The sequence below is a fragment of the Amycolatopsis sp. NPDC114484 genome (genome assembly GCF_055633755.1).
Window position 1 is genome coordinate 250924 of record NZ_JBVKDQ010000009.1, and the last position, 20614, is coordinate 271537.

The window sequence follows — 20614 nt, forward strand, 5'->3', positions numbered from 1 at the left end:
GGGGGTGCTTGTCAAGGCATCTTTCCCGCCTTGACAAGCACCCCCGCGCCGTAGTCACAATCAGCTTCGGGGTGCCCCACGCAACCGAGGCCGCAATGTCGCCGCCAGGCGACGAGCCCCCACCGCCGACATCAATCCTCAGCCCGCCGACGCCGCCGAGGACTCCCCTCCGTCTTCCCATTAGCCGCAAGCAATTCCGTAACCGACCGCCCAGACGCATGGTGCCCAGCCGACGACGCCTCCGCAGCCCGCCGCCCGTGCGGAGACTCTTCCTCCGCACTCTCCTCAGCAGACGCCTCCCAAGCAGGAGGCTCCCCCTCCGGCCGCCGCCGACGCCCACCCGGCACCGGAGCCGAAGCAGACTCAGCCTCGGCCTCCGGCCGACGCCGCCGCCCCCCAGCCCCACTGCCGACCGCGCTGCGCACCGATTCCGGCAACGTCGAATTCACCGCGTCCGCCCCCGGCGCCCCATGCCGTCCAGTAGGCGTGTCCTCCGCCAACGGCGACAGATCCGACCGAGAGAACTGCTCCAGCCGAGACGGCGCGCGCGTCGGCGGCTCAGCCGCGGTTTCCTTCTCCGGCACAGGTTTCTCCGACTTCTTCGGGGCAGGCTCCGCGTGCCGGTGCGCGACCGGTTCAGCGGGCCGGGAAATCGCGGCGGGTTCCGGACGCTCCTCAGCCCGCTGCGGAGCGGGCCGCGCCGCCAACCGGGGCGCCGGACGCTCCTCCTTGACCGGCGGCTCCGGCTTGCTCACCGGCGGCACAGTCCGGGTCGGCTGCGCCTCGACCGGCCGACGAGGCGGCTCCGGCGCGTCGTTCTGCGGCCGAGCAGCTCGCGTGCCCTGGCTGAACGAGCCACGCGGCTCACGAACCCGGTCAGCCTCGCGAGGCAACGGCTCAGTCACATTGCGTTGCCCACGCTCGACAACGTCCTGTTCAAACGCTTCCGGAAGCACATGCGAACCAGAATCGGCCGCCGAACGACGCTCGGCTTCATACGGCTCCGGCGCACGATCACCGCGCGGTTTCGCCGCGCCACCACGAGGACCGGCCTGCGGCTCCGGTGCACCACCGCGAGCGGGCGGCCGCTCAGCGTGCGGTTCCGGCGCGCCGTTGCGCGGCTCACGCGCGGCGAAAGCGTCCGCCACACTGGCGCGTCCCTCGTGCGGACCCGAGCTGCCGCGGGGCACGAACGCCTCCGCCAGGCTGGCCCGAGAATCGCGGCCACCGCGCGGGGCCGGGCTCTCCGCCTCGACGTCGTCCTCGAACGGCTCCGGCTCGGCGGGCGGTTCCGGACGCTTCGGCTTGAGGCGCGGCATCTGCTGGGTGCGCAGCTGGGTCGACCGGTCGCCGTTGCGGCCGGAACCGTTCAGTCCGGAACCGTTCAGTCCAGCGCTGATCGAGCCATTCGCACCGGAAGTCCCATTGGCGCCATTGGTCTTCGCGGCCCCGTTCGAACCGCCGTTCACCGGCGCCCGGCGACGCTCCGCGGGCGTCGCGTCGAGCACTCGGTCCATGAATTCGGTCGGCCGCTCCGGAACATCGACCACCTGCTTCTTCGGAGCGAGCAGCTGAGCCGGTTTCTTGCCATTGCCGTTCTTGGTTTCCGCACCAGCGGAAACGAGCCGCTGCTCGTCGTTCAGCGAGCGCATCCGGGTCGCCTGTGCGGTGAGCGCGACGCGTTCGAGCAGCACCTCGCCGCCGAACAGCGATTGCAGGCTTTCGCGCAGCGCAGCCACTTCGGTACGCAGCGCATCCAATTCTTCGCGCGACTGTGCTTGCGCGGCCTCGCGCGTTTCCGTCTCGAGTTCGAGTTCGTATTCCCGCCGGGCCGCGATCTCGCGTTCCAGCTCCAGTTCGTACACCGCCTGCGCCTCGGCGACCGCGTCCTCGCTGTGCGCCGCGTTCTTGCGGGCCCGGACAGCTAGAAAGGCACCGATCAGGGCAGCCCAGAGCGCCGCGACGATCCCGAGCCGGAGGTACCGGAGGTCGTCGCTGAGCACCAATGCGAGGGTGGCGCCGACGGCGAGGAGCAATCCGACGACAAGCCACGGCCTGCCAGGGCGGCGGCCGTGCGAGTCGTCACCCACGCCAGTCATGCCTGACACCGTACCTTCCGGTGATCCGAATGAGACCTAGTCGGTACTTCGAGCGGCGCCATCGACGCGTTAACCGGTCGTCCCCCGACGGTCCTCCGGTGGCGTCCGGCAGCAGTGCTCGAGCCATAAACCGGCAGCTACGAGCAGCGCCGACGACACCGTCCCGACGACCGCCGACTTGCTGTCGGAGACCGCGGCGACGAGTTCGTCACGTCGCGGGAAAACGTAGCCGAACGCAGCGAGCCAGCCGCCGCCGAGAAACGCCCCGGCCAGCGACGACGCCTTCGCCAGCGCCACCGCCCTTGCGATCCCGACCGCGTTGCCGTGCACCCGGCCCGACTTGATCCGCGACCGGATCGAAAGGGCCAATCCGGCCTCGGCGATCGCGAGCACCGCGAAGGTCACGCCGGCGAGCAACGGCAGCCGCGGCAGATCGCCGTAAGCGGCCTGGAACAGCACGTAGACCACGGCGAGGCCGAGGACCGCGGCCACGACCAGGTCCCGGGACCGCGTGAAGTGCATGTGTCCACCGTACCGAGCCCGTTCTGGCAGGCTTGACTCTCCAGCGACTGGAGACTCCACGATGCCTGACATGCCTGCCACCACGGTCTTCACGATCGGCGAACTGTCCCGGCGCACCGGGCTGCCGGTGAAGACCATCCGGTTCTACTCCGACGAGGGCCTGCTCCCGCCCACGCAGCGGACCGACGCCGGCTACCGGCTGTACGACGCGCACGCGCTCGCCCGGCTGGAGCTGGTGCGGACGCTGCGCGAGCTGGGCATCGGCCTGCCCGAGGTCTCCCGCGCACTGGCGCGCGAGACGACGGTGCGCGACCTGGCGACGAGCCACGTCGACGCCCTCGACGAGCAGATCCGGCGGTTGCGGCTGCGCCGCGCGGTATTGCGCGCGGTGCTGAAACGGGATTCCGAGCTGGAGGAAGTGAAACTGATGAATCGAATCGCCCAAATGCCGGATGAGGAACGCCGCCGTTTGGTGGATGAGTTCTGGTCCGAGATGATGGAAGGGCTCGATGTCGATCCCGAGTTCTACGCGCGAATGCAGTCGGCGAAACCGGATCTTCCGGATGATCCGGCTCCGGAACAGCTGGAGGCCTGGATCGAATTCGCCGAACTCGTGCGGGACCCCGGATTCCGGCAGTCCATCCGCACGATGAGCGAGCGGCATTCGACCGCGCGGGAAGCAGGCGAGTACGAGCGGCCGTCGAAGGCCCAGCAGGAAAACTGGGCGGCCTGGATGACCGACGCCCGGTCCGCGCTCGACGCGGGCCACGCGCCGGACTCCCCGGCCGGACGGGCGCTGGCGGACGCGATCGCGACCGCCTCGGCCCGGCCGGACCAGGACCCGGCCGACCCGGAGGTCCGTTACAAGATGGCCGACGGAATCGCTGTCGGGGCGGATCCGCGCGCCGAGCGGTACTGGCAGTTGCTCGCCACGATCAACGGCTGGCCCGCTATCCCCAGCAGGCAGGACGAGGTGCAGTTCCTGCTGGCGGCGCTGCGGGTCTCGTAAGCGGGGACAGCCCGGACTAGACGAGGGTCAGGTCGGGCCGCAGGACGACGCCCGCCCGGTCGGCCTCCGGCAACCGGGCGAGCAAGTCGGCGGCCCGGCCGTGCCCGGGGACCTCGGCGTCCGGGTCGATCTCGAGCCACGGGATCAGCACGCTCGCCCGGTCCGGGGTCCCGGGGTGCGGCAGGAGCAGCTCCGGATCGTCGGACGTCACGCCCTGCACTGTCACTATGTCGACATCGAGGGTGCGCGGGCCCCAGCGCAGTTCGCGCACCCGGCCCGCCGCCTGTTCGGCAGCCTGCCCGGCGCGCAGCCACGCCCAGTGGTCGCGCGCCGGGTCGTCGACGACGCACAGCGCGTTCAGGAAATCCGGCTGGTCCTCGACGCCCCAGGCTTTCGTCTCGTACACCCCGGACACCGCGACGAGCGCCGGGCGCACCGCGTCGACCGCACTGCGCAGGTAGCCGAGCCGATCACCGAGGTTTGAGCCCAGCGACAGGACCGCGCGGCTCACCGCTCCCGCCGGATGGTGACCGCGACGTCGTCGAAGGTCAGCGGAATCGGCGCGGACGGCTTGTGCACGGTGACCTCGACGGCGGTCAGCCGGTCGTCGCGCATGACCTCGTCGGCGATCTTCCCGGCGACGCTCTCGATCAGGTCGTAGGGCTCCCCGGCGACGATCCCCGCCGCCAGCTCGGCCAGTTCGCCGTAGTGCAGCGTCTTGGTCAGGTCGTCCGACGCCGCGGCGGGCCCGAGGTCGAGCCACGCGACGATGTCGATGCCGAATTCCTGCCCGTCGCGCTTCTCGTGGTCGAAGACGCCATGTCGGCCGAACACGCGCAGTCCAGTGAGCGTGATGCGGTCAGCCATCGGCCCGTCCTTGCTGCCAGGCCGCGGCCACCGCCACGGCGTCCAGTGAAGCCCCCACCTCGTGCACCCGCACCCCCCACGCACCGGCCGCGGCGGCGAGCGCCGAGAGCGACGCGGTGGCGATCTCGCGGCCGTCCGGCGGCCTCGGCACACCGTCCTTTCCGGACAGCAGCCGGCCGAGGAAACGTTTGCGCGAAGCACCCACCAAAACCGGGAAACCCAAGTCCAGCAACGAATTCAGCCCGTGCAGCAACGCCCAGTCGTGCTCCGCGTGCTTCGCGAACCCGAGGCCGGGGTCGAGCACGATCTCGCTCTCGGAAACCCCAGCCGCGATCGCCTCGTCGACCCGTTGCAGCAGCTCGCCGCGCACTTCGGCGACGACGTCGGCATACGTGGCCAGCGCGTTCATGTCCTTGCTGTGCCCGCGCCAGTGCATCAACACCCACGGCACCTTGGTTTCCGCCGCGACCCGCCCCATCGCCGGGTCGGCGAGCCCACCGGACACGTCGTTGATCACCTTCGCCCCGGCCGCCACCGCGGCTTCCGCGACCGCGGCCCGCGTGGTGTCGACCGACAGCACGACGCCTTCGGAAGCCAGCTGCCGGATCACCGGCAGAACGCGCGCGGCCTCGGTCTCCGCGTCGACCCGCGAGGCACCCGGCCGCGTCGACTCGCCGCCGACGTCGATCAGGTCCGCGCCGCGCGCCCACATCTCGCGCGCGTGCTCCAGCGCCTGGTCGAGGTCGAGGTACCGGCCGCCGTCGGAAAAGGAATCCGGCGTCACGTTCAGCACGCCCATCACGGCGCACCGCCCCGGCCGGGGGATCACCGGCGCCCCCGGATCAGCTCGATCGCCTCGGCACGCGACGTCGCCGACGACCGCAGCATCCCGCGCACCGCCGACGTGGTGGTCCGCGCACCGGGCTTCCGAATCCCGCGCACCGACATGCACAAATGCTCGGCCTCGACGACCACGATCACCCCGCGCGGCTCCAGCTTCCGGACCAGCGCGTCAGCGACCTGGGAGGTGAGCCGCTCCTGCACCTGCGGGCGGCGAGCGTAGAGATCGACCAGCCGGGCGAGCTTCGACAGCCCGGTGACCTTGCCCTCGCCGTTCGGGATGTAGCCGACGTGGGCTACTCCGTGGAACGGCAGGAGGTGGTGTTCGCAGTTGGAATACATCGGGATGTCCGTGACGAGCACGAGCTCCTCGTGCGATTCGTCGAACGTCCGCGCCAGCACCTCGTCCGGATCGGTGTAGAGGCCGGCGAACATCTCCTGGTAAGCGCGAGCGACCCGGGCCGGGGTGTCCTGGAGACCGTCCCGATCCGGGTCTTCGCCGCAGGCGAGCAGCAGCTCGCGAACGGCGCGCTCCGCCCGGTCCTGATCGAAGACCGGGCGGATGCCGTCTTTACTGCTTGTCTGATCCGTCGACGTCACGCCGATGCTGCCCCTCGTCCGGCTGCTGGCCGTTCGCGCCGTCGGCGAACCAGCCCTGCTCACGCGGACGGTCTTCGGCGGGGCGCCACGGCTGCTGGCCGCCCGGGGACGTCGCCGGGGTCCAGCCCGGAGGCGCCCCGTAGTTCGGCGGTCCGCTCTGCGCACCGCCCGGGCCACCGGGCTGGTAGCCGCCGCCTGCCGGACCGCCCGGCTGCTGCGGACCACCATACGGCTGGCCCCAGCGGCCGGCACCGTTCGGCCCGCCCGCCGGACGTCCGCCGTTGGCCGGCGGGGCGTACGGGTTCGCGTTCGGGTCCGGGGCCTGATACGGCGGGCCGCCGGGAAGCTCGCCCGCACCCGGGGCGGTGCCGACCGGGGTCGGAGCGGGCTGCAGAGCAGGCTTCTCCTTCTCCGGAGCGGGCGGGGGCCACGGCTCGCCGCGCTCCATCGCCAGCTCGCCCGGGGTCTTGATCGGCGGCTTGTCCGACGGCGTGCGCTCGCCGAACTCGTTGAAGACGGTGATGTGCGGGCGCTTCTCGACGGTCGCGAAGATCCGCTCGAGGTCCTTGCGCTGCAGCGTTTCCTTCTCCAGCAGCTCCATGACCAGGTTGTCGAGCACGTCGCGGTAGGTGTTCAGCACGTGCCACGCCTCGGTGTGCGCGGTCTCGATGAGCTTGCGCACCTCCTCGTCGATCTCGTGCGCCACCTCGAGCGAGTAGTCGGCCTGGCGGCCCGCGGACCGGCCGAGGAACGGGTCACCCTGCTCCTGGCCGTACTTCACCGCGCCCAGGCGCGCACTCATGCCGTATTCGGTGACCATCGCGCGGGCGATCTTCGTCGCCTGCTCGATGTCCGAGGACGCACCGGTAGTGGGCTCGTGGAAGACGAGTTCCTCCGCCGTGCGGCCGCCCATCGCGAACACCAGCCGGCCGATCATCTCCGACCGGGTCATCAGCTGCTTGTCGTCCTCCGGCACCAGCAGGGCGTGCCCGCCGGTACGGCCGCGCGGCAGGATCGTCAGCTTGTACACCGGTTCGATGTCCGGCATCGCCCACGCGGCGAGCGCGTGCCCGCCCTCGTGGTAGGCGGTGATCTTCTTCTCCTTCTCGGAGATGATCCGGCTCTTGCGCGCGGGACCGCCGACCACCCGGTCGACCGATTCCTCGAGCGCGACATCGGTGATCACGTGCCCGTTCTCGCGGGCGGTGAGCAGCGCGGCCTCGTTCAGCACGTTCGCCAGGTCCGCACCGGACATGCCGACGGTGCGCTTGGCCAGCCCGGTCAGGTCGGTGCCCTGCGCGATCGGCTTGCCCTTGGCGTGCACCTCGAGGATCGCCTTGCGGCCGAGCAGGTCCGGCGCGGACACCGGGATCTGCCGGTCGAACCGGCCCGGGCGCAGCAGCGCCGGGTCCAGGATGTCCGGCCGGTTGGTGGCCGCGATCAGGATGATGCCGCCGCGGGCGTCGAAGCCGTCCATCTCGACCAGCAGCTGGTTCAGCGTCTGCTCGCGCTCGTCGTGGCCGCCGCCGAGGCCGGCGCCGCGCTGGCGGCCGACCGCGTCGATCTCGTCCACGAAGATGATGCACGGCGCGTTCTGCTTCGCCTGCTCGAACAGGTCACGCACTCGCGAAGCACCGACACCGACGAACATCTCGACGAAGTCCGAACCGGAGATCGTGTAGAACGGCACGCCCGCCTCGCCCGCGACAGCACGCGCGAGCAGCGTCTTACCGGTGCCGGGCGGCCCGTAGAGCAGAACGCCCTTCGGGATCTTCGCGCCGAGCGCCTGGTAGCGCGCCGGGTTCTGCAGGAAGTCCTTGATCTCGAACAGCTCTTCGACCGCTTCGTCAGCGCCCGCGACGTCGCCGAAGGTCGTCTTCGGCATGTCCTTGTTGAGCTGCTTCGCCTTCGATTTGCCGAAATTCAGGACGCGGTTCCCACCGCCCTGTGCGTTGTTCATCATCCACATCAACAGGCCGAGCACCAGCGCCAGCGGGATCGCGAAGATCAGGATCTGGGTCAGCAGGCTCTGCTGGGTTACCTTGGTGGTGAACTTGATCGGATGGTTCGCCTGGTTGTCGACGTTCGCACCGAGGAGCTCTTTGTAGATGTCGTCGGTCGCACCGCCGGGGAACTGCGCGACGACCTGATCGGTCTGCTGGCCGTCGATGTCGATCTTCTGCGTGAGCAGCAGTTTGAGCTGCTGCTCCTTGTCCTCGAGGCTCGCTTCCTTGACGTGTCCAGCCTTGACCTGCTGCATCGCCGTGGAGATAGGAGCTTGGGTGTAGCCACGATCGCTGTCGAAGATCGTGTTGTAGGCGAACAACGCCAGCAACCCCGCGACGATCCACAGCAGTGGGTTCCTGAGCACGCTCTTCCGGTTCATACGACTCGGCCCTTGCGGCCTCGACCCTCCCTGGTTGGGCGGCTCTTGTGATACCCGCCATCGCGATCTTGACAACCCTTGGGCGCCGCAGGGCACCCGTCCCACCAGGGTACCGTCCGGACGGGCGGGGAAGCCTGGCGAGCCTCTCGCAGGTCAACGGCCAATCCCGCGCGAGGGTTCCCGGTACCGGGCGGCACGTCACCCGGCTATCGGGTGTCCACCGCCACCGAAGCCACCATTTCACCCAGCCTGCTCCGCAGCGTGGCCGGGTCCGCCGGGGCGACGGTGACCCATTCGCGACCGTCCGAACCCGCCCTCGACAAGCTCAAATACCGTCCGGTGGCGGTGTCGAACCAGCCGAGAACCCGGGACCGCTGCCTGCTTCCCAACTGGGACCGGCTGTTCGCTGCAAGCTGACCGCCGCGCAGCCGCGGCTGGCCCGCGATGAGCGCGTAGGTCTCGCGCGGATCGACGGTGGCGCGCTCGCTGAGCGACTGGCGCTTCGCCCGCCGTCCGCCCTTTTCCTCGGGCTGACCGCCGCCCGCGGCGACCGGCACCCGGATCGGCTGGGTGTGCAGCGCCTCGTCCAGCGGAAGAGTGATCGACGCCTCACTGCCGCGCGGGCCGCCCGGCAGCAGCTCGACGATCGTGGACACCAGCGCGTCCGGCTGGATCTCGCGCAGCCAGATGCCGTCCGCGTCCTGGATCGCGACCACGCCGGTGCGCTCGTCGCCCGCGGCGAGCAGCGCGACCGGATGCGCCTCGAACTGCGGGATGTGCAGCGCGTCGATGGAGTGCGGGGCACGCGCGAGCAAGGTCAGCCAGTCCTCGGCGGCGGGCTCGAGCCGGCCGCGCGAGTCGCGGACGCCGCGGGCCTTCAGCTCGGTGTCGACCCGGTGCCGCAGCGACACGCGCTCGTCCTCGGTCGCGCCGTGCGAGCGCACGCGCAGCGGATAGGGCAGCTCGCCCAGCTCCGCCGACTCCCACAGGAAGTCGAATGCCAGCGGCGAGAAGAACTCTTGGTGCATCCGGTGCTGCTCACCCTCCGGTCAACGATTTCCCGCCAGCGTAGCGCCGGATCGGCAGTCTTCAAGCCCCGCAAGGCCCCATCGGGCTCGGCGACTGCCCCCCGTGCCACGGCGGGCAGGGTCAGAACGCGCCCGCGCTGGCCTGGTCGGCCACCCCGGCGAGCATTTCGCCGAGCCGGTGCCGCAAGGTCGCCGGGTCCGCGGGGGCGATGGTGATCCAGTCGCGTCCGTCGTGGCCCTGGCTGGCCTGCGTGAAGTACCGTCCGGTTTCGGTGTCGAACCAGCTCAGCACCGTCGACCGGCTGCGGCCGCCGAGCCGGTTGCGGGCGTTCGCGCCGATCTGGCCGCCGCGCAGGCGCTGCTGGGCGTGCAGCCGGGCGAGAGCCTTGCGGTCCTCGTCGACGCTCGCGCGGCCGGAGGCGTCGACCTGGTTGCCGCGCCGCTGCATGAAGTCGACTCCGGACGCGCCGACCAGCTGCTCCAGCGGCACCGTGATCGACTTCTCCGTACCGCGCGGAGCGCCCGGCAGGAGCGAAATGATCGCCGTGGCCAGGCCGTCCGGCGCGCACGGGTGCAGGTGCAGCCCGCGCTGGTCCTGCACGGCGAACAGGCCCTCGCCGTTGGCGCTGCCCGCGACCGCGAGCAGCGGTTCGCCGTTCGGGTCGAGCAGCTGGACGGTGTCGAGGCTGACGTCCGGCGAGGCGAGGATGCCGAAGTAGTCCTCGACGTGCGGGGCGGGCCTGCCGCGATCGTCCGCGAGCCCCCGGTCGGCCAGTGCGCCGAGCGTGCGCGTGCGCAGCGCCGAGCGCTCGTCCATCGTCGCGCCGTGCGAACGGATCCGCAGCGGATACGGCAGCTCGCCCAACCCGGCCGACTCCCACAGGAAGTCCACCTCGATCGGTGCGAGCAGCTCCGCGTTCGGCATCGACCAACCCCCTACCCCGAGTGTTTGCGAACGCTCGCGGGCGCGTGACCGCTTCCGGTCACGCGCCCGCGAGCACTGCGTCAGTTGTCGTCGTCCGACCACGCGCCGATGACCGGCGGCGGGGTGGCCTCGTTGGCCCCGAACGCGTCGTCCGGGTCCGGCTCGATGAGGAACGAAGCGTGCGTGTGCTCCTCGTCCTCTTCGCCCGCGCCGTGCGCGCCCGCACCGCCCATACCGCCCATCGGGCTCATGCCGCCCTGGGACTGGCCGATGGTGCCGCCCGCCGGGACCACGCCCTGCTGCTGCGGAGCCGCCGACGCGGCGCTCTGCCCGCTCTGGTGCTCGGACGCCGCGGAGGTCTTGCCTTCCTCGTCCTTGCGCGAACCGCTGCGGTTGCCCTCGCCGAGCTTGCCGCCGGCGAATCCGGCGCCCGCGCCGATGGCGCCGAGGCCGAGCGCGGAACCGAGCCCGCTGCCGCCCGTGCTCGCGGGCGCGGCCGGAGCGACCGGGGCCGCGCCGACGCCGGAACCAGCTCCGGCGCCCACGCCCACGCCGGCACCGCCGGCGAGCGAGCCGCCCTCGAGACCGGAGGTGCCGTACTTGCCCGAGTCGGCCGAGACGTGCGCCGGAGCGCCGTGCCCGGCGACGCCAGCGCCGCCTGCCACGCCGTGCGCGCCGACCGTGCCGAAGCTGGCCGGGGAACCGAGTGCGCCCGGACCGTCGGTGTGGCCGATGTTGTTGACGTTGTTGAACGAGTTGCCGTTGAAGTGGTTCGCGGTCGGCTTCATGCCGAGCGAATCCGGGCCGAAGCTCGGGGTCGAGCCGTCGACCTCGCTCATCGCCTGGGTGTAGGCGTTGAAGAACGCGACCTGCTGCGCCTTGACGTCGTTCGCGGCGTCCGCCTGCGCCTTCTGGTCCGCGGCCAGCGCCGCCGGGCCGCCCGCGAGCGCGGCCGTCATGGCCTGCTTCGGGTCGTAGTCGCGCGGGGCGGGCATCTTCTTGACCTCGGCGGCCGCGGCGGCCTGCCGGGCGAGCCGGTCGGCCATCGTGTGCGCGGCGTCAGACGCCTGCGTGCCCGAGTTGGCGATCGCCACGAGCGCGCCCTGCGCACCCGCCGCGCCGTGCCCGACCCAGACGTTGCCCAGTTCGGTGATCGCGTTGTACAGGTCGTCGGACGCCTGCTTCAGCTCGGTGCCGTGCTTGGTCCAGTGCTGCCCGGTCGACTCGGCGGTGCCCGGGTCGTTGTCCGTGGTCGCGCCGACGTAGAGCTGGTGGCTTTCCTGCGACTGCCAGTTCGGCGGGTTGCCGATGGCGCGGTCGCCGCCGATCTCGAAGCCGCCGGAGCTGCTGCGCGCGGACGCGACGATGTCGTTGGCGGTCGAGTTCGAGCCCATCGCGACGGCGGAGCCGGGCGCGGGGACCGAGGACGACGTGCCGTAGCCGGAGGTGTTGTAGCCCGATCCGTCCGGGACGGAGCCGCCCGGGGCCGAGGTGTTGGTGTTCGGTGCCATGACTGCGTGATCCCCCTAGGACGTCAGGCCTTGTTGCGGAACGGGTCGCCGGCGGACTGGTCGATCTCGTGGTAGCGGGCCATCGCCGCGACGATGCCTTCCTCCGCGGCCTGGTACTGGCCGAGCAGGTTCTGCAGCGCGGACGAGTAGGAGTCGCCGCCGCCGTCGGCGCGCTGCACGAACTTGGTCGCCATCGCCTTGCCGACCGGGTTCGCGCCGAGCTTCGGCGGCTGCGCGAGCGTGCCCGCGCTGTTCAGGAGAGCTTCGACCGCGTCCCGACCGGTCCGGATCTTCTTCAGCACGGTCTGCGCGGCGTCCGGGTCGATTCCGACCTGGCCGTTGACAGCGGCGTTCTTGAACGCCGCGGCATCCGCCGAGCTGTTGTTGCCCATCTGCCCTCTCTCCGTTCCCCCGCGCGAGGACCAGCCCGTCGGCTGGTGTCACTCGTCCGCATGGCAATAGGTCTTCGCATAGGTTAACGCACCTGGTCGAGCCCTATGACGCGATTTCGGGCTTCTGGGTTCCGCACCCGAAAGGATTACCTCGAACCGGACTATCCGGACGTGTAGACGTGCGGATCGAGCGTCCCGATGTAGGGCAGGTCGCGGTAGCGCTCGGCGTAGTCGAGGCCGTAGCCCACGACGAACTCGTTGGGGATGTCGAAGCCGATGTACTTGACCGGCACCTCGACCTTCACGGCTTCCGGCTTGCGCAGCAGCGAGACGACCTCGAGCGAGGCCGGGTTCCGGCTCGCCAGGTTCTTCAGCAGCCAAGACAGGGTGAGCCCGGAGTCGACGATGTCCTCGACGATGAGCACGTCGCGCCCGGCGATGTCGCGGTCGAGGTCCTTCAAGATCCGCACCACCCCCGACGACGAGGTCGACGACCCGTAGGACGACACGGCCATGAACTCCAGCTGCGTCGGCACCGGAAGCGCCCGCGCGAAGTCGGTCATGAACATGACGGCGCCCTTGAGGACTCCGACCAGGAGGAGGTCGCCCTGGCCGTTTTCCGGGTGGTCCGCGGCGATCTTCGCCGCCAGCTCCGCGATCTTGTCTTTGATCTGCTGCTCGGTGATGAGCACGGAGGCGATCTCGCCCTCGTACACGGGTCATTCCCCTCGGGTGGTGGGTTCGGGTCCGGCAAGCGAAAGCCTGCCACGCCGCCGTCGAGCCTCCAAGTTGCCTGGCAGCCAGACCCCGCCCTGACCCCGCCAACGGGCCACGAGCGCGTCGACCGAACGCAGGTGCGCGTCGGTGAGCTCGCGGACCCCGGAGTCCAGCAGCCACCTGCGGAGAACCCGTCTGCGCAGCGCAGCGGGCTCGGCCGCGAGGACGGCTACGTCGAGGTCGTCTTCGCGGGCCGCGCGCTCGTGCACGCGCGCGGCGAGTGTGTCCAACGCCTCGGTGTCTTCGCGCAGCTGCGCGGCCGTACGGGCTAAAGCTGGAGCGACTCCACCCGACAGCACGTCCTCCAGCAGTGGCAGTGCTTCCGTACGCAGCCGTACGCGGGTGAAGCGCGGATCAGCATTGTGCGGGTCTTGCCACGGCGTTAGGCCGAGTTCCGCGCACGCCTCAACGGTTTGCGCGCGAGTGACGCCGAGCAGCGGACGGCCCCACGGCGGATCGTGCGGACGCATGCCGGCCAACGACCTCGGTCCGGAGCCACGGCCTAGACCGAGCAGCACTGTCTCCGCTTGGTCGTCTTGGGTGTGGCCGAGCAGTACGAGCCCTTCGCCGTTTGGCAACGCTTCGCGCAGCGCGTGGTACCTCGCGGCGCGCGCGGCTGCTTCGGGACCGCCTTTGCCCACGACGTGCACAGCGTGCACCTCGACGACGTCGATGCCGACGCCCTTCACGGCTGTCGCCGCTTCGGCGGCAACGACGGCTGAATCGGCCTGAAGGCCATGGTCAACGACGAGTGCCCGCGTACGGACGTCTCGGTGCCGAAGGACGTACGCCGTCGCTTCAGCGAGCGCTAGAGAGTCCGCGCCGCCCGACACCGCGACGCACACTTCGCCGGGAACAGCGACCGTCCCGAGGAAATCGCGGACCGCTGTCCGGACCGCGGCGAGCGCGCTCACCCGTGCAGTCGCCGCACCCAGGCCGCTGGGTCGGCGATCTCGGCGCGGGTCGGCAACGTGTTCGGCGAGCGCCAAACCTTGTTGAACCCGTCCATCCCGACCGCGTCGACCACGTGCCGCGTGAACTTCGCGCCTTCCTCGTACTGGCGGATCTTCGCGTCGAGACCGAGCACCGCGCGCAGCAGCCGGTCGAAAAGCCCGCCGCCCTGGCGACGCGCGGTGAACCGGGCCCGGATCTGTTCGACGCTGGGCACGACCTGCGGGCCGACCGCGTCCATCACGTAGTCCGCGTGGCCTTCCAGCAGCGTGGACAACGCCAGCAGCCGGTCGAAAACCGAACGCTCCTTCGGCGACTGCAACAGCTCCGCGATGCCGCCGCCCTTGCCGCGGTTGCGCAGCGCGTCGGGCAGCCTGCCGACCAGCTCGGCCAGACCGTCGGTGGAACTCTCCGCGAGCCCGGACACGAGCCGTTCGACCTCGTCGGCGAAGTAGTCGCGCAGCCACGGCACCGCGGTGAACTGCAGCCGGTGCGTGCATTCGTGCAGGCAGACCCACAGCCGGAAATCGCGCGCGGGCACCTTCAGCGCGCGCTCGGCGGCCACCACGTTCGGCGCGACGAGCAGCAGTTCGCCCTTGTTCTCGGGGCCGCCGAACGGGTCGTACTGGCCGAGCACGCGGGACGCCAGGAACGCGAGCAGCAGCCCGGTCTGCACGCCCGCCCCGGACGCCAGGATCGGGCCGAGCGGACCGCCTTGGGCCGCGGGCAGCGCGCGGCCGGTGAGCACGCCGAGACCGGACGCCGCGGACCGGACCCAGCCGGGCCGGTCCACCACGGTGCCGGGCAGCAGCGGCAGGTCCCGGCCGAGTCCGGTCAGCTCGCGGACGTGCTCCTCCGCCTCGGCGGTCAGCTCTCGCAGGTCGACCACCGCGCGGTCGGCCTCGCCACGGGCGACCTGCGGGCCGCCGCGCACCAGCAGCGCGCCGGTGGCGGCCGCCCGGTCCCAGTCGACCATGGGCCGCCGTCGGGTCTCGGTTTCCTGGCTCACCCTTCCGACGCTACCTTCCGGTCCGGAATCGTGGGCAGTTCAGCCGAGCGGGTTCAGCGAGTCGGCCCAGTGCCGGGCTACTTGCAGCCGCAGCCCCGCAACGCCGTCGCCAGCACGTCGAGCGCCGCCTGTCCCGAGTTCTTGTCCGAGCCGTTGGACATGAACGCGAAGGCGAGCACGCGGTTGTCGCTGTCGAGCACATACCCGGCGAGGGTGTTGACGCCGGTGAGCGTGCCGGTCTTGGCCCGCACCCAGCCCCTGCCCCCTTGGGTTTCGCCCGAGTGGTACCGGCCGTGCAGCGTGCCTTCCGGGCTGCCCGCGACCGGCAGCCCGGCCAGCAGCGGACGCAGCTTCGGCGTGTTCGGGTCCTTGCCGTCCGGACCGGCCGCCGCGGCGAGCACCTGCGCCAGCAGCCTGGCGGGCACCTTGTTCTGATTGGACAGTCCGCTGGTGTCGAACAGCTGAAGGCCGTTGACGTCGAAACCGTGGTCTGCCAACACCTTCTTCACCGCGGCGGACGCACCGGCGAACGACGCTTCCCCGCCGGTGGCCATCGCGACCTGGCGGCCGAGCGAGTCGGCGAGCACGTTGTCGGAGATCTGCAGCAGCGCGTACGCGAGGTCCGGCAGCGGAGCCGACTGGACTTCGCCGAGCACCTTCGCGCCTTCGGGAGCCTTGGCGGCCCCGGCCGGGGACGCGCCGAGCTTGTCCGCGACGAGCTGGGTGAGCGTGGTTCCCGGGTTGCCCGAGCGCATAGTCTCGTCGGCCTTCGGGTTGCCGCGTCCGCCGTCGGTCATGGCCGGGACGATCGGAGCGCCGTACAGCGACGGCGCGTCGCCCGGTTCCCAGCCCGGCGCGGTGTTCGGACCGCTGAAGGCGCTCGCGTCGAGCTGGACCTTCGTGACGGTTCCGCCGGCCTTCTTGACCTGGTTGACGAGGTCGTCGACGTGCGCCGCGCCCGGGTAGAGCGGCGAATCGGTGCCGACCGGCAGCGCGGTGAGCGACGGGTCGCCGCCGCCGACGATGACGACCGTGCCCGGCTGCGCGCCCTGGACGATCTTGGTGGAGATCCGCTTCGTCGGCTCCATCGCGAGCAGCGCGGCGGAGACGGTGAGGATCTTCGTGGTCGACGCCGGGGTCAGCGGCGTGTTCGACGCGTGGTCCCACAGCACGGCGCCGTTGGCCGGGTCGATCACACTGCCGCTGAGCTGGGAGAGCGCTGCCGCACCGGCGGGACCGGACAGTTTCGAGGCAACGCCGTTCGCGGAGGGTCCCTGTGCGGAGGTGTCCGGGCCGTGCAGCGCGAGGCTGGCGTCGGCGGGGTCTGGCTCGCTGCCCTTCGGCGCGTTCGGCGCCCACGGCAGCCCAAGCCGGTTGGACACGGCAGGCACGGCCGACGCACCACCCGCGGCGGCCAGCAGAAGCAGCACGACGAGCGCCAGGATCAACACCTTCCGCCGCGGCTTCTTCCCCTCGGGACGAGGCTCGTCGCCCTGCGGCGGAATCGGCCCGCCACCAGCGGGAGGCTCCGGGGGCTCCACGGCGGCGCGCGGCGGAATCTGCTCCGGACCTGGGCGTTCCGCGAAGCCTTCCGCGGGCGCGGGAATGCCGACGGTCGCCTCGGACGGCCCCTGCCGCGCATCAGGTGCGACGGGGAAGCCTCCGGCCGGACGCGGGATCCCGACGGTCGCCTCCGCCGGGAACTGCCCACCGTGCGGGTCGATCCGCATCGGCCGCACGTGCCCCGCCCCCGCGGGCGGGACGGTGCCGGGCTGCGGTTCGGGCAGCCCGGGACGGACGGGGATCTCGATCTGCTGCGACCACGGCTCGGATCCGGATTCGTTCCGGTTCGCCTGAGACTCGTTCCCGGGACGGCCGGACTGACCTGGGTTGGCGCTGGAAGCCCGGTTTTCCTGCAACTCATTCCCGGGGCGGCTGGACTGACCCGAGTTGGCGCTGGCAGCCCAGCTTTCCTGCGACTCGCTCCCGGAACGGCCAGACTGACCCGGGCTGGCGCTGGCAGCCCAGCTTTCCTGCGACTCATTCCCGGCTCGGCCAGACTGTCCCGGATTGAGCCGAGCGGCCGCGGGCCCCGGGGCCGGGCCGGTTTCGCCGCGGTAGCCGGGCCAGTTCTCCGCCGATCCGTCACCAGCGCGGCCGGGCTGAGCCGAGCCGGGGCCAGCGGGTTCGCCCCGGAAGCCAGTCCGGTCGTCCCCGCCACGACCCGGTTGCGCGTTGCCTCGCCCCTGCGCCTGGTCGGAGGGTCCAGCGGCAGCCGATTCGCCGGACTCGTTGCGGAAGGCGGTCCAGCCCTCCTTGGGCGGTTCCTCCCCCTGCTCGTCCCGCGCGACGATCGGGCGGAACGCCGCCCAGCCCTGGTTGTTTTCGCCCGTTCCAGGGTTTTCGTCCCGGAACGCGGCGAACTGCTGCCCCGGCTTCCCCGCGGCTTCGGCAGGCCCAGCGGACTGGCCAGACTGGCCAGACTGGAACGGATTCCACCCCTGCCCATCGCCCGACGCCCCCGAACCAGCTCCGGCGGGCTCGAACAGCGAGTTCCCCGGCTTCCGCGCGGCCTGCCACGCGGGCGAGGACTCCTGGTTGCCAGGCTGACCAGCCGAAACGTTCGGCTGCGCCCGGACGGTCTGTTCCGCGGCCCCCGCCGCGAACGGCCTGGACTGTTGCCGCGAAACCTGGGAAGTCTCCTCCGCGGACGGCCTCGGCCGCTGCTGCGAAACCTGGAAAGTCTCCTCCGCGGCCCCCTCCGCGGAATCGACCGTCGAGGACTGCACCGTCGCCTCGGCGTCCGGACGGCCCGCGTTGTCGCCGGGCCGCGGCACCCCGGCCACGAACCGGGTCGGCCCCTCCACCGGCACCCACGGGGCCTGCGGCTTCGGCTCCTCAGCGCGGCCGGAAGACCCGGGCGCCGACGCGCCGCTCATCCGGTCGGCCAGGTTCGAGCGGGGCGGTTCCGGCGGCGAGGCGGGAGCGTCCGAGGGCGCGTTGAGCCCGGGGACCTCCTCCGGCGGGACGTTCGGCTTGAACCACGATCCCGGCCCCTCTCCCGGTGTGACGTTCGGCACGGAAAGCTGCGCGGTGGCTCCCGCGTCGCGCTTGGGCAGGGGGAGGCGGGAGGTCGCCCGGTCCGTTGCGGACGAGGTGTCCTCATCGCCCGTGGGCCACCTCGGCTGGTCGTTTTCCGGCACCCACCACTCCTTCTCACCCGCCCCCGGAGGGGCCAAGGTCACATGCCGTCTGGCCGACATCGGCGCGACCCGCCGATGGGGCGTAGTCCACACTAGTGACGTCAACGAGGTCATTAGGTTGCCGCCCACGAGCGCGTGGGACACCGAGATTCGAGAAGCAGCGAGGACGGCCGTGGAATTCGACGTCACGATCGAAATCCCCAAGGGGGAGCGCAACAAGTACGAGGTCGATCACAAGACCGGTCGGATCAAGCTCGACCGGACCCTGTTCACCGCGACCCAGTACCCGGCCGACTACGGCTTCATCGACGACACGCTCGGCCAGGACGGCGACCCGCTCGACGTGCTCGTGCTGGTCCAGGAGCCGACGTTCCCCGGCTGCCTGATCCGCTGCCGCGCGATCGGCATGTTCCGGATGACCGACGAGAAGGGCCCGGACGACAAGGTCCTCGCCGTTCCGACGAACGACCCGCGCCTTGAGCACCTGCGCGACATCCACCACCTGAACGAGTTCCACAAGCTCGAGATCCAGCACTTCTTCGAGGTCTACAAGGACCTCGAGCCGGGCAAGAGCGTCGAGGGCTCCTCCTGGGTGGGCCGCAACGAGGCCGAGGCCGAGATCACCCGCTCGTACGAGCGCGAGAAGGACCGCCTCGCCAAGGAAGAGATCGACGGCGCGGAGCACCACTGAGCCACGCGAAAAGGGGCCGTCCACCTTCTCTGGTGGACGGCCCCTTTTTACTGGCCGATCAGCCCGCGAGGGCCAGTTCGCTCGCTTCCTGCTCGGCGCGCTGCTCCATCGCCGACTTGTCCGAAAGCGGCTTCTCCCGCAGCAGCCAGACCAGCGCGAACCCGACGGTCAGCACCGCGCCGCCGATCAGGAACACCGTGCTCATCGAGCTGGAGAACCCTTCCAGGATCGGCCGGGCGAGCACCGGGTCGAGCGTCGACAGGAACGAGGTGTCGTTCACGTCGAGCCCGCCGCCCGCCATCTGCCGCGCGAACTCCGGGTGCTGCGCCAGCGCCGCGGTGTAGGCCGGGGAGGCCGTCGCCGAGCGGACCGCCGCCGCGATCCGGTCGCCGACCGTGCTGAACAGGATCGACAGGAACACCGCGGTGCCCGCCGTGCCGCCGATCTGCCGGAAGAACGTGACCGACGAGGTCGCGACGCCGATGTCGCGGGGCGAGACGTCGTTCGTGGCGGCCAGGGTCAGCGTCTGCATGGTCGAGCCGAGGCCCAGTCCGAGCACGAACGCGATGGCCATGACCACTCCGAGCGCGGTGTCCACGCCGATCATCGAGAACGCGTACACCGCCGCGGCCATCAGGCCGAGTCCGGCGACCGCGAAGCCCTTGTACCGGCCGGTCCGGGCGATGATCCGGCCGCTGCCGAGGCTCGCGACCATGATCCCGAGGGTGAGCGGCAGCATCTGCAGCCCGGCCTGGGTCGGCGTCGCTCCCTTGACGATCTGCAGGTACAGCGGCAGCGACATCATCGCGCCGAACATCCCGATGCCCTGGATGACAGTGACCAGCGTCGACACCCGGAACACCCCGTTGCGGAACAGCCGCAGCGGCAGCAGGGCGGCGTCGCCCATCCGGCGTTCCTGCAGGATGAACAACACCACGCCGAGCGCGCCGACCAGGTACATCGCCAGCGACGCGGGCGAACCCCAGCCCCATTCGCGACCCTGCTCGGCGACGAGCAGCAGCGGCACGAGGCCCAGCGTCAGCGCGCCGGCTCCGAGGAAGTCGACCTTCTGGTCCACGCGGGTGTGCGGGAGGTTCAGCACCTTGCTCACGACGACCAGCGCGGCGAGCGCGATCGGGACGTTCACCATGAACACCCAGCGCCAGCCGGTGAGGCCGGCGAACGAGTCGAGTCCGGCGAAGAACCCGCCGACGACCGGGCCGGCGACGCTCGAAACGCCGAACACGGCCATGAAGTAGCCCTGGTAGCGGCTGCGTTCCCGCGGCGAGGTGATGTCGGTGATGATCGCCAGCGCGAGCGACATCAGACCGCCGGCGCCGAGGCCCTGGAACGCGCGGAACGCGGCCAGTTCGTACATCGATCCGGCCATCGCGCTCGCCAGCGAACCGGCGAGGAACAGCGAGATCGCGGTCAGGTACATCGGCTTGCGGCCGAAGAGGTCGGACAGCTTGCCGTACAGCGGCGTGGAAAGCGTCGCGGTGATCAGGTAGGCGGTGGTGGCCCAGGCCTGCAGGCTCTGTCCGTGCAGTTCGTCGGCGATGGTCTTCATCGCCGACGACACGATGGTCTGGTCGAGGGCCGCCAGGAACATGCCGAGCATCAGTCCGGACAGAACCGTGAGGATCTGCCGGTGTGAAAGCCGTCCGTTCGTGGTGGCGCCCCCTTCCGCAGTGGCGGTGTCGCTCATGGTGGTCTCCCTCAGTGCCCGAGTACTTGCTTGTATCCCTCAACTACTTGCTCGTCACAACTGTTCCCGAAAAGCTTGCATTCATCAACCAAATAT

Annotated in this window: 18 protein-coding genes; 2 read left to right on the plus strand and 16 right to left on the minus strand. The window is 70.8% G+C overall.

Annotated features, from left to right (window positions below; genetic code table 11):
- Positions 1–131: 131 nt before the first annotated feature.
- Positions 132–2099, minus strand: coding sequence for a DUF6779 domain-containing protein (locus tag ACZ7SW_RS23485; protein ID WP_470232541.1), 1968 nt, complete (start codon positions 2097–2099; stop codon positions 132–134).
- Between the two features lie 69 nt (positions 2100–2168).
- A complete protein-coding gene (locus ACZ7SW_RS23490; RefSeq protein ID WP_470232542.1) occupies positions 2169–2621 on the minus strand; it encodes a DUF3180 domain-containing protein in 453 nt (150 codons plus the stop codon).
- Between the two features lie 70 nt (positions 2622–2691).
- On the opposite strand from ACZ7SW_RS23490, the gene ACZ7SW_RS23495 reads away from it, so the two are divergent.
- On the plus strand, positions 2692–3630 hold the full coding sequence (locus ACZ7SW_RS23495) for a helix-turn-helix domain-containing protein (RefSeq protein WP_470232543.1): 939 nt from the start codon (positions 2692–2694) through the stop codon (positions 3628–3630).
- A 16-nt stretch (positions 3631–3646) separates the two neighbouring features.
- On the opposite strand, the gene folK is transcribed toward ACZ7SW_RS23495, so the two are convergent.
- The 13 genes from folK to dacB form a co-directional block, all read right to left on the minus strand.
- Positions 3647–4141, minus strand: coding sequence for a 2-amino-4-hydroxy-6-hydroxymethyldihydropteridine diphosphokinase (gene folK, locus ACZ7SW_RS23500; RefSeq protein WP_470232544.1), 495 nt, complete (start codon positions 4139–4141; stop codon positions 3647–3649).
- On the minus strand, positions 4138–4497 hold the full coding sequence (gene folB / locus ACZ7SW_RS23505; protein WP_406639317.1) for a dihydroneopterin aldolase: 360 nt from the start codon (positions 4495–4497) through the stop codon (positions 4138–4140). The genes folK and folB overlap by 4 nt, the downstream gene beginning before the upstream one ends.
- On the minus strand, positions 4490–5296 hold the full coding sequence (folP, locus tag ACZ7SW_RS23510; protein ID WP_470232545.1) for a dihydropteroate synthase: 807 nt from the start codon (positions 5294–5296) through the stop codon (positions 4490–4492). The genes folB and folP overlap by 8 nt, the downstream gene beginning before the upstream one ends.
- Before the next feature lie 26 nt (positions 5297–5322).
- On the minus strand, positions 5323–5937 hold the full coding sequence (gene folE, locus ACZ7SW_RS23515; RefSeq protein ID WP_470232546.1) for a GTP cyclohydrolase I FolE: 615 nt from the start codon (positions 5935–5937) through the stop codon (positions 5323–5325).
- A complete protein-coding gene (gene ftsH / locus ACZ7SW_RS23520) occupies positions 5909–8323 on the minus strand; it encodes an ATP-dependent zinc metalloprotease FtsH (RefSeq protein ID WP_470232547.1) in 2415 nt (804 codons plus the stop codon). The genes folE and ftsH overlap by 29 nt, the downstream gene beginning before the upstream one ends.
- A 206-nt stretch (positions 8324–8529) precedes the next feature.
- A complete protein-coding gene (locus ACZ7SW_RS23525) occupies positions 8530–9351 on the minus strand; it encodes an ESX secretion-associated protein EspG (protein WP_470232548.1) in 822 nt (273 codons plus the stop codon).
- A 121-nt stretch (positions 9352–9472) separates the two neighbouring features.
- The gene (locus tag ACZ7SW_RS23530) at positions 9473–10276 is read right to left on the minus strand and encodes an ESX secretion-associated protein EspG (RefSeq protein WP_470232549.1); all 804 of its coding nucleotides are present in this window, start codon (positions 10274–10276) and stop codon (positions 9473–9475) included.
- Positions 10277–10356: 80 nt separating this feature from the next.
- The gene (locus ACZ7SW_RS23535; protein ID WP_470232550.1) at positions 10357–11787 is read right to left on the minus strand and encodes a hypothetical protein; all 1431 of its coding nucleotides are present in this window, start codon (positions 11785–11787) and stop codon (positions 10357–10359) included.
- Positions 11788–11810: 23 nt separating this feature from the next.
- The gene (locus ACZ7SW_RS23540) at positions 11811–12179 is read right to left on the minus strand and encodes a hypothetical protein (RefSeq protein WP_067576922.1); all 369 of its coding nucleotides are present in this window, start codon (positions 12177–12179) and stop codon (positions 11811–11813) included.
- 161 nt (positions 12180–12340) lie between these two features.
- Positions 12341–12895 carry a hypoxanthine phosphoribosyltransferase gene (gene hpt / locus ACZ7SW_RS23545; RefSeq protein ID WP_037369179.1) on the minus strand — a complete coding sequence of 185 codons (555 nt, stop codon included), beginning with the start codon at positions 12893–12895 and terminating at the stop codon, positions 12341–12343.
- A gap of 3 nt (positions 12896–12898) precedes the next feature.
- Positions 12899–13870, minus strand: coding sequence for a tRNA lysidine(34) synthetase TilS (tilS, locus tag ACZ7SW_RS23550; protein WP_470232551.1), 972 nt, complete (start codon positions 13868–13870; stop codon positions 12899–12901).
- Positions 13867–14883, minus strand: a complete 1017-nt coding sequence (locus ACZ7SW_RS23555) for a zinc-dependent metalloprotease (protein WP_470232618.1) — start codon at positions 14881–14883, stop codon at positions 13867–13869. The genes tilS and ACZ7SW_RS23555 overlap by 4 nt, the downstream gene beginning before the upstream one ends.
- Before the next feature lie 110 nt (positions 14884–14993).
- Positions 14994–18119, minus strand: a complete 3126-nt coding sequence (gene dacB / locus ACZ7SW_RS23560; RefSeq protein ID WP_470232552.1) for a D-alanyl-D-alanine carboxypeptidase/D-alanyl-D-alanine endopeptidase — start codon at positions 18117–18119, stop codon at positions 14994–14996.
- A gap of 172 nt (positions 18120–18291) precedes the next feature.
- Between dacB and ACZ7SW_RS23565 the strand changes: the two genes are divergently transcribed.
- Entirely contained in the window at positions 18292–18810 is a 519-nt protein-coding gene (locus tag ACZ7SW_RS23565) for an inorganic diphosphatase (protein WP_470232553.1), read from the plus strand.
- Positions 18811–18868: 58 nt separating this feature from the next.
- Here the strand turns inward: ACZ7SW_RS23565 and ACZ7SW_RS23570 are convergent, their stop codons facing one another.
- Positions 18869–20518, minus strand: coding sequence for an MDR family MFS transporter (locus tag ACZ7SW_RS23570; RefSeq protein WP_470232554.1), 1650 nt, complete (start codon positions 20516–20518; stop codon positions 18869–18871).
- Positions 20519–20614: the final 96 nt, after the last annotated feature.

Coding starts and splice junctions, on each gene's coding strand:
- ACZ7SW_RS23485 (WP_470232541.1), bottom strand. CDS start 2,099: ATGACTGGCGTGGGTGACGACTCGCACGGCCGCCGCCCTGGCAGGCCG.
- ACZ7SW_RS23490 (WP_470232542.1), bottom strand. CDS start 2,621: ATGCACTTCACGCGGTCCCGGGACCTGGTCGTGGCCGCGGTCCTCGGC.
- ACZ7SW_RS23495 (WP_470232543.1), top strand. CDS start 2,692: ATGCCTGCCACCACGGTCTTCACGATCGGCGAACTGTCCCGGCGCACC.
- folB (WP_406639317.1), bottom strand. CDS start 4,497: ATGGCTGACCGCATCACGCTCACTGGACTGCGCGTGTTCGGCCGACAT.
- folP (WP_470232545.1), bottom strand. CDS start 5,296: ATGGGCGTGCTGAACGTGACGCCGGATTCCTTTTCCGACGGCGGCCGG.
- ftsH (WP_470232547.1), bottom strand. CDS start 8,323: ATGAACCGGAAGAGCGTGCTCAGGAACCCACTGCTGTGGATCGTCGCG.
- ACZ7SW_RS23525 (WP_470232548.1), bottom strand. CDS start 9,351: ATGCACCAAGAGTTCTTCTCGCCGCTGGCATTCGACTTCCTGTGGGAG.
- ACZ7SW_RS23530 (WP_470232549.1), bottom strand. CDS start 10,276: ATGCCGAACGCGGAGCTGCTCGCACCGATCGAGGTGGACTTCCTGTGG.
- ACZ7SW_RS23535 (WP_470232550.1), bottom strand. CDS start 11,787: ATGGCACCGAACACCAACACCTCGGCCCCGGGCGGCTCCGTCCCGGAC.
- ACZ7SW_RS23540 (WP_067576922.1), bottom strand. CDS start 12,179: ATGGGCAACAACAGCTCGGCGGATGCCGCGGCGTTCAAGAACGCCGCT.
- ACZ7SW_RS23555 (WP_470232618.1), bottom strand. CDS start 14,883: ATGGTCGACTGGGACCGGGCGGCCGCCACCGGCGCGCTGCTGGTGCGC.
- ACZ7SW_RS23570 (WP_470232554.1), bottom strand. CDS start 20,518: ATGAGCGACACCGCCACTGCGGAAGGGGGCGCCACCACGAACGGACGG.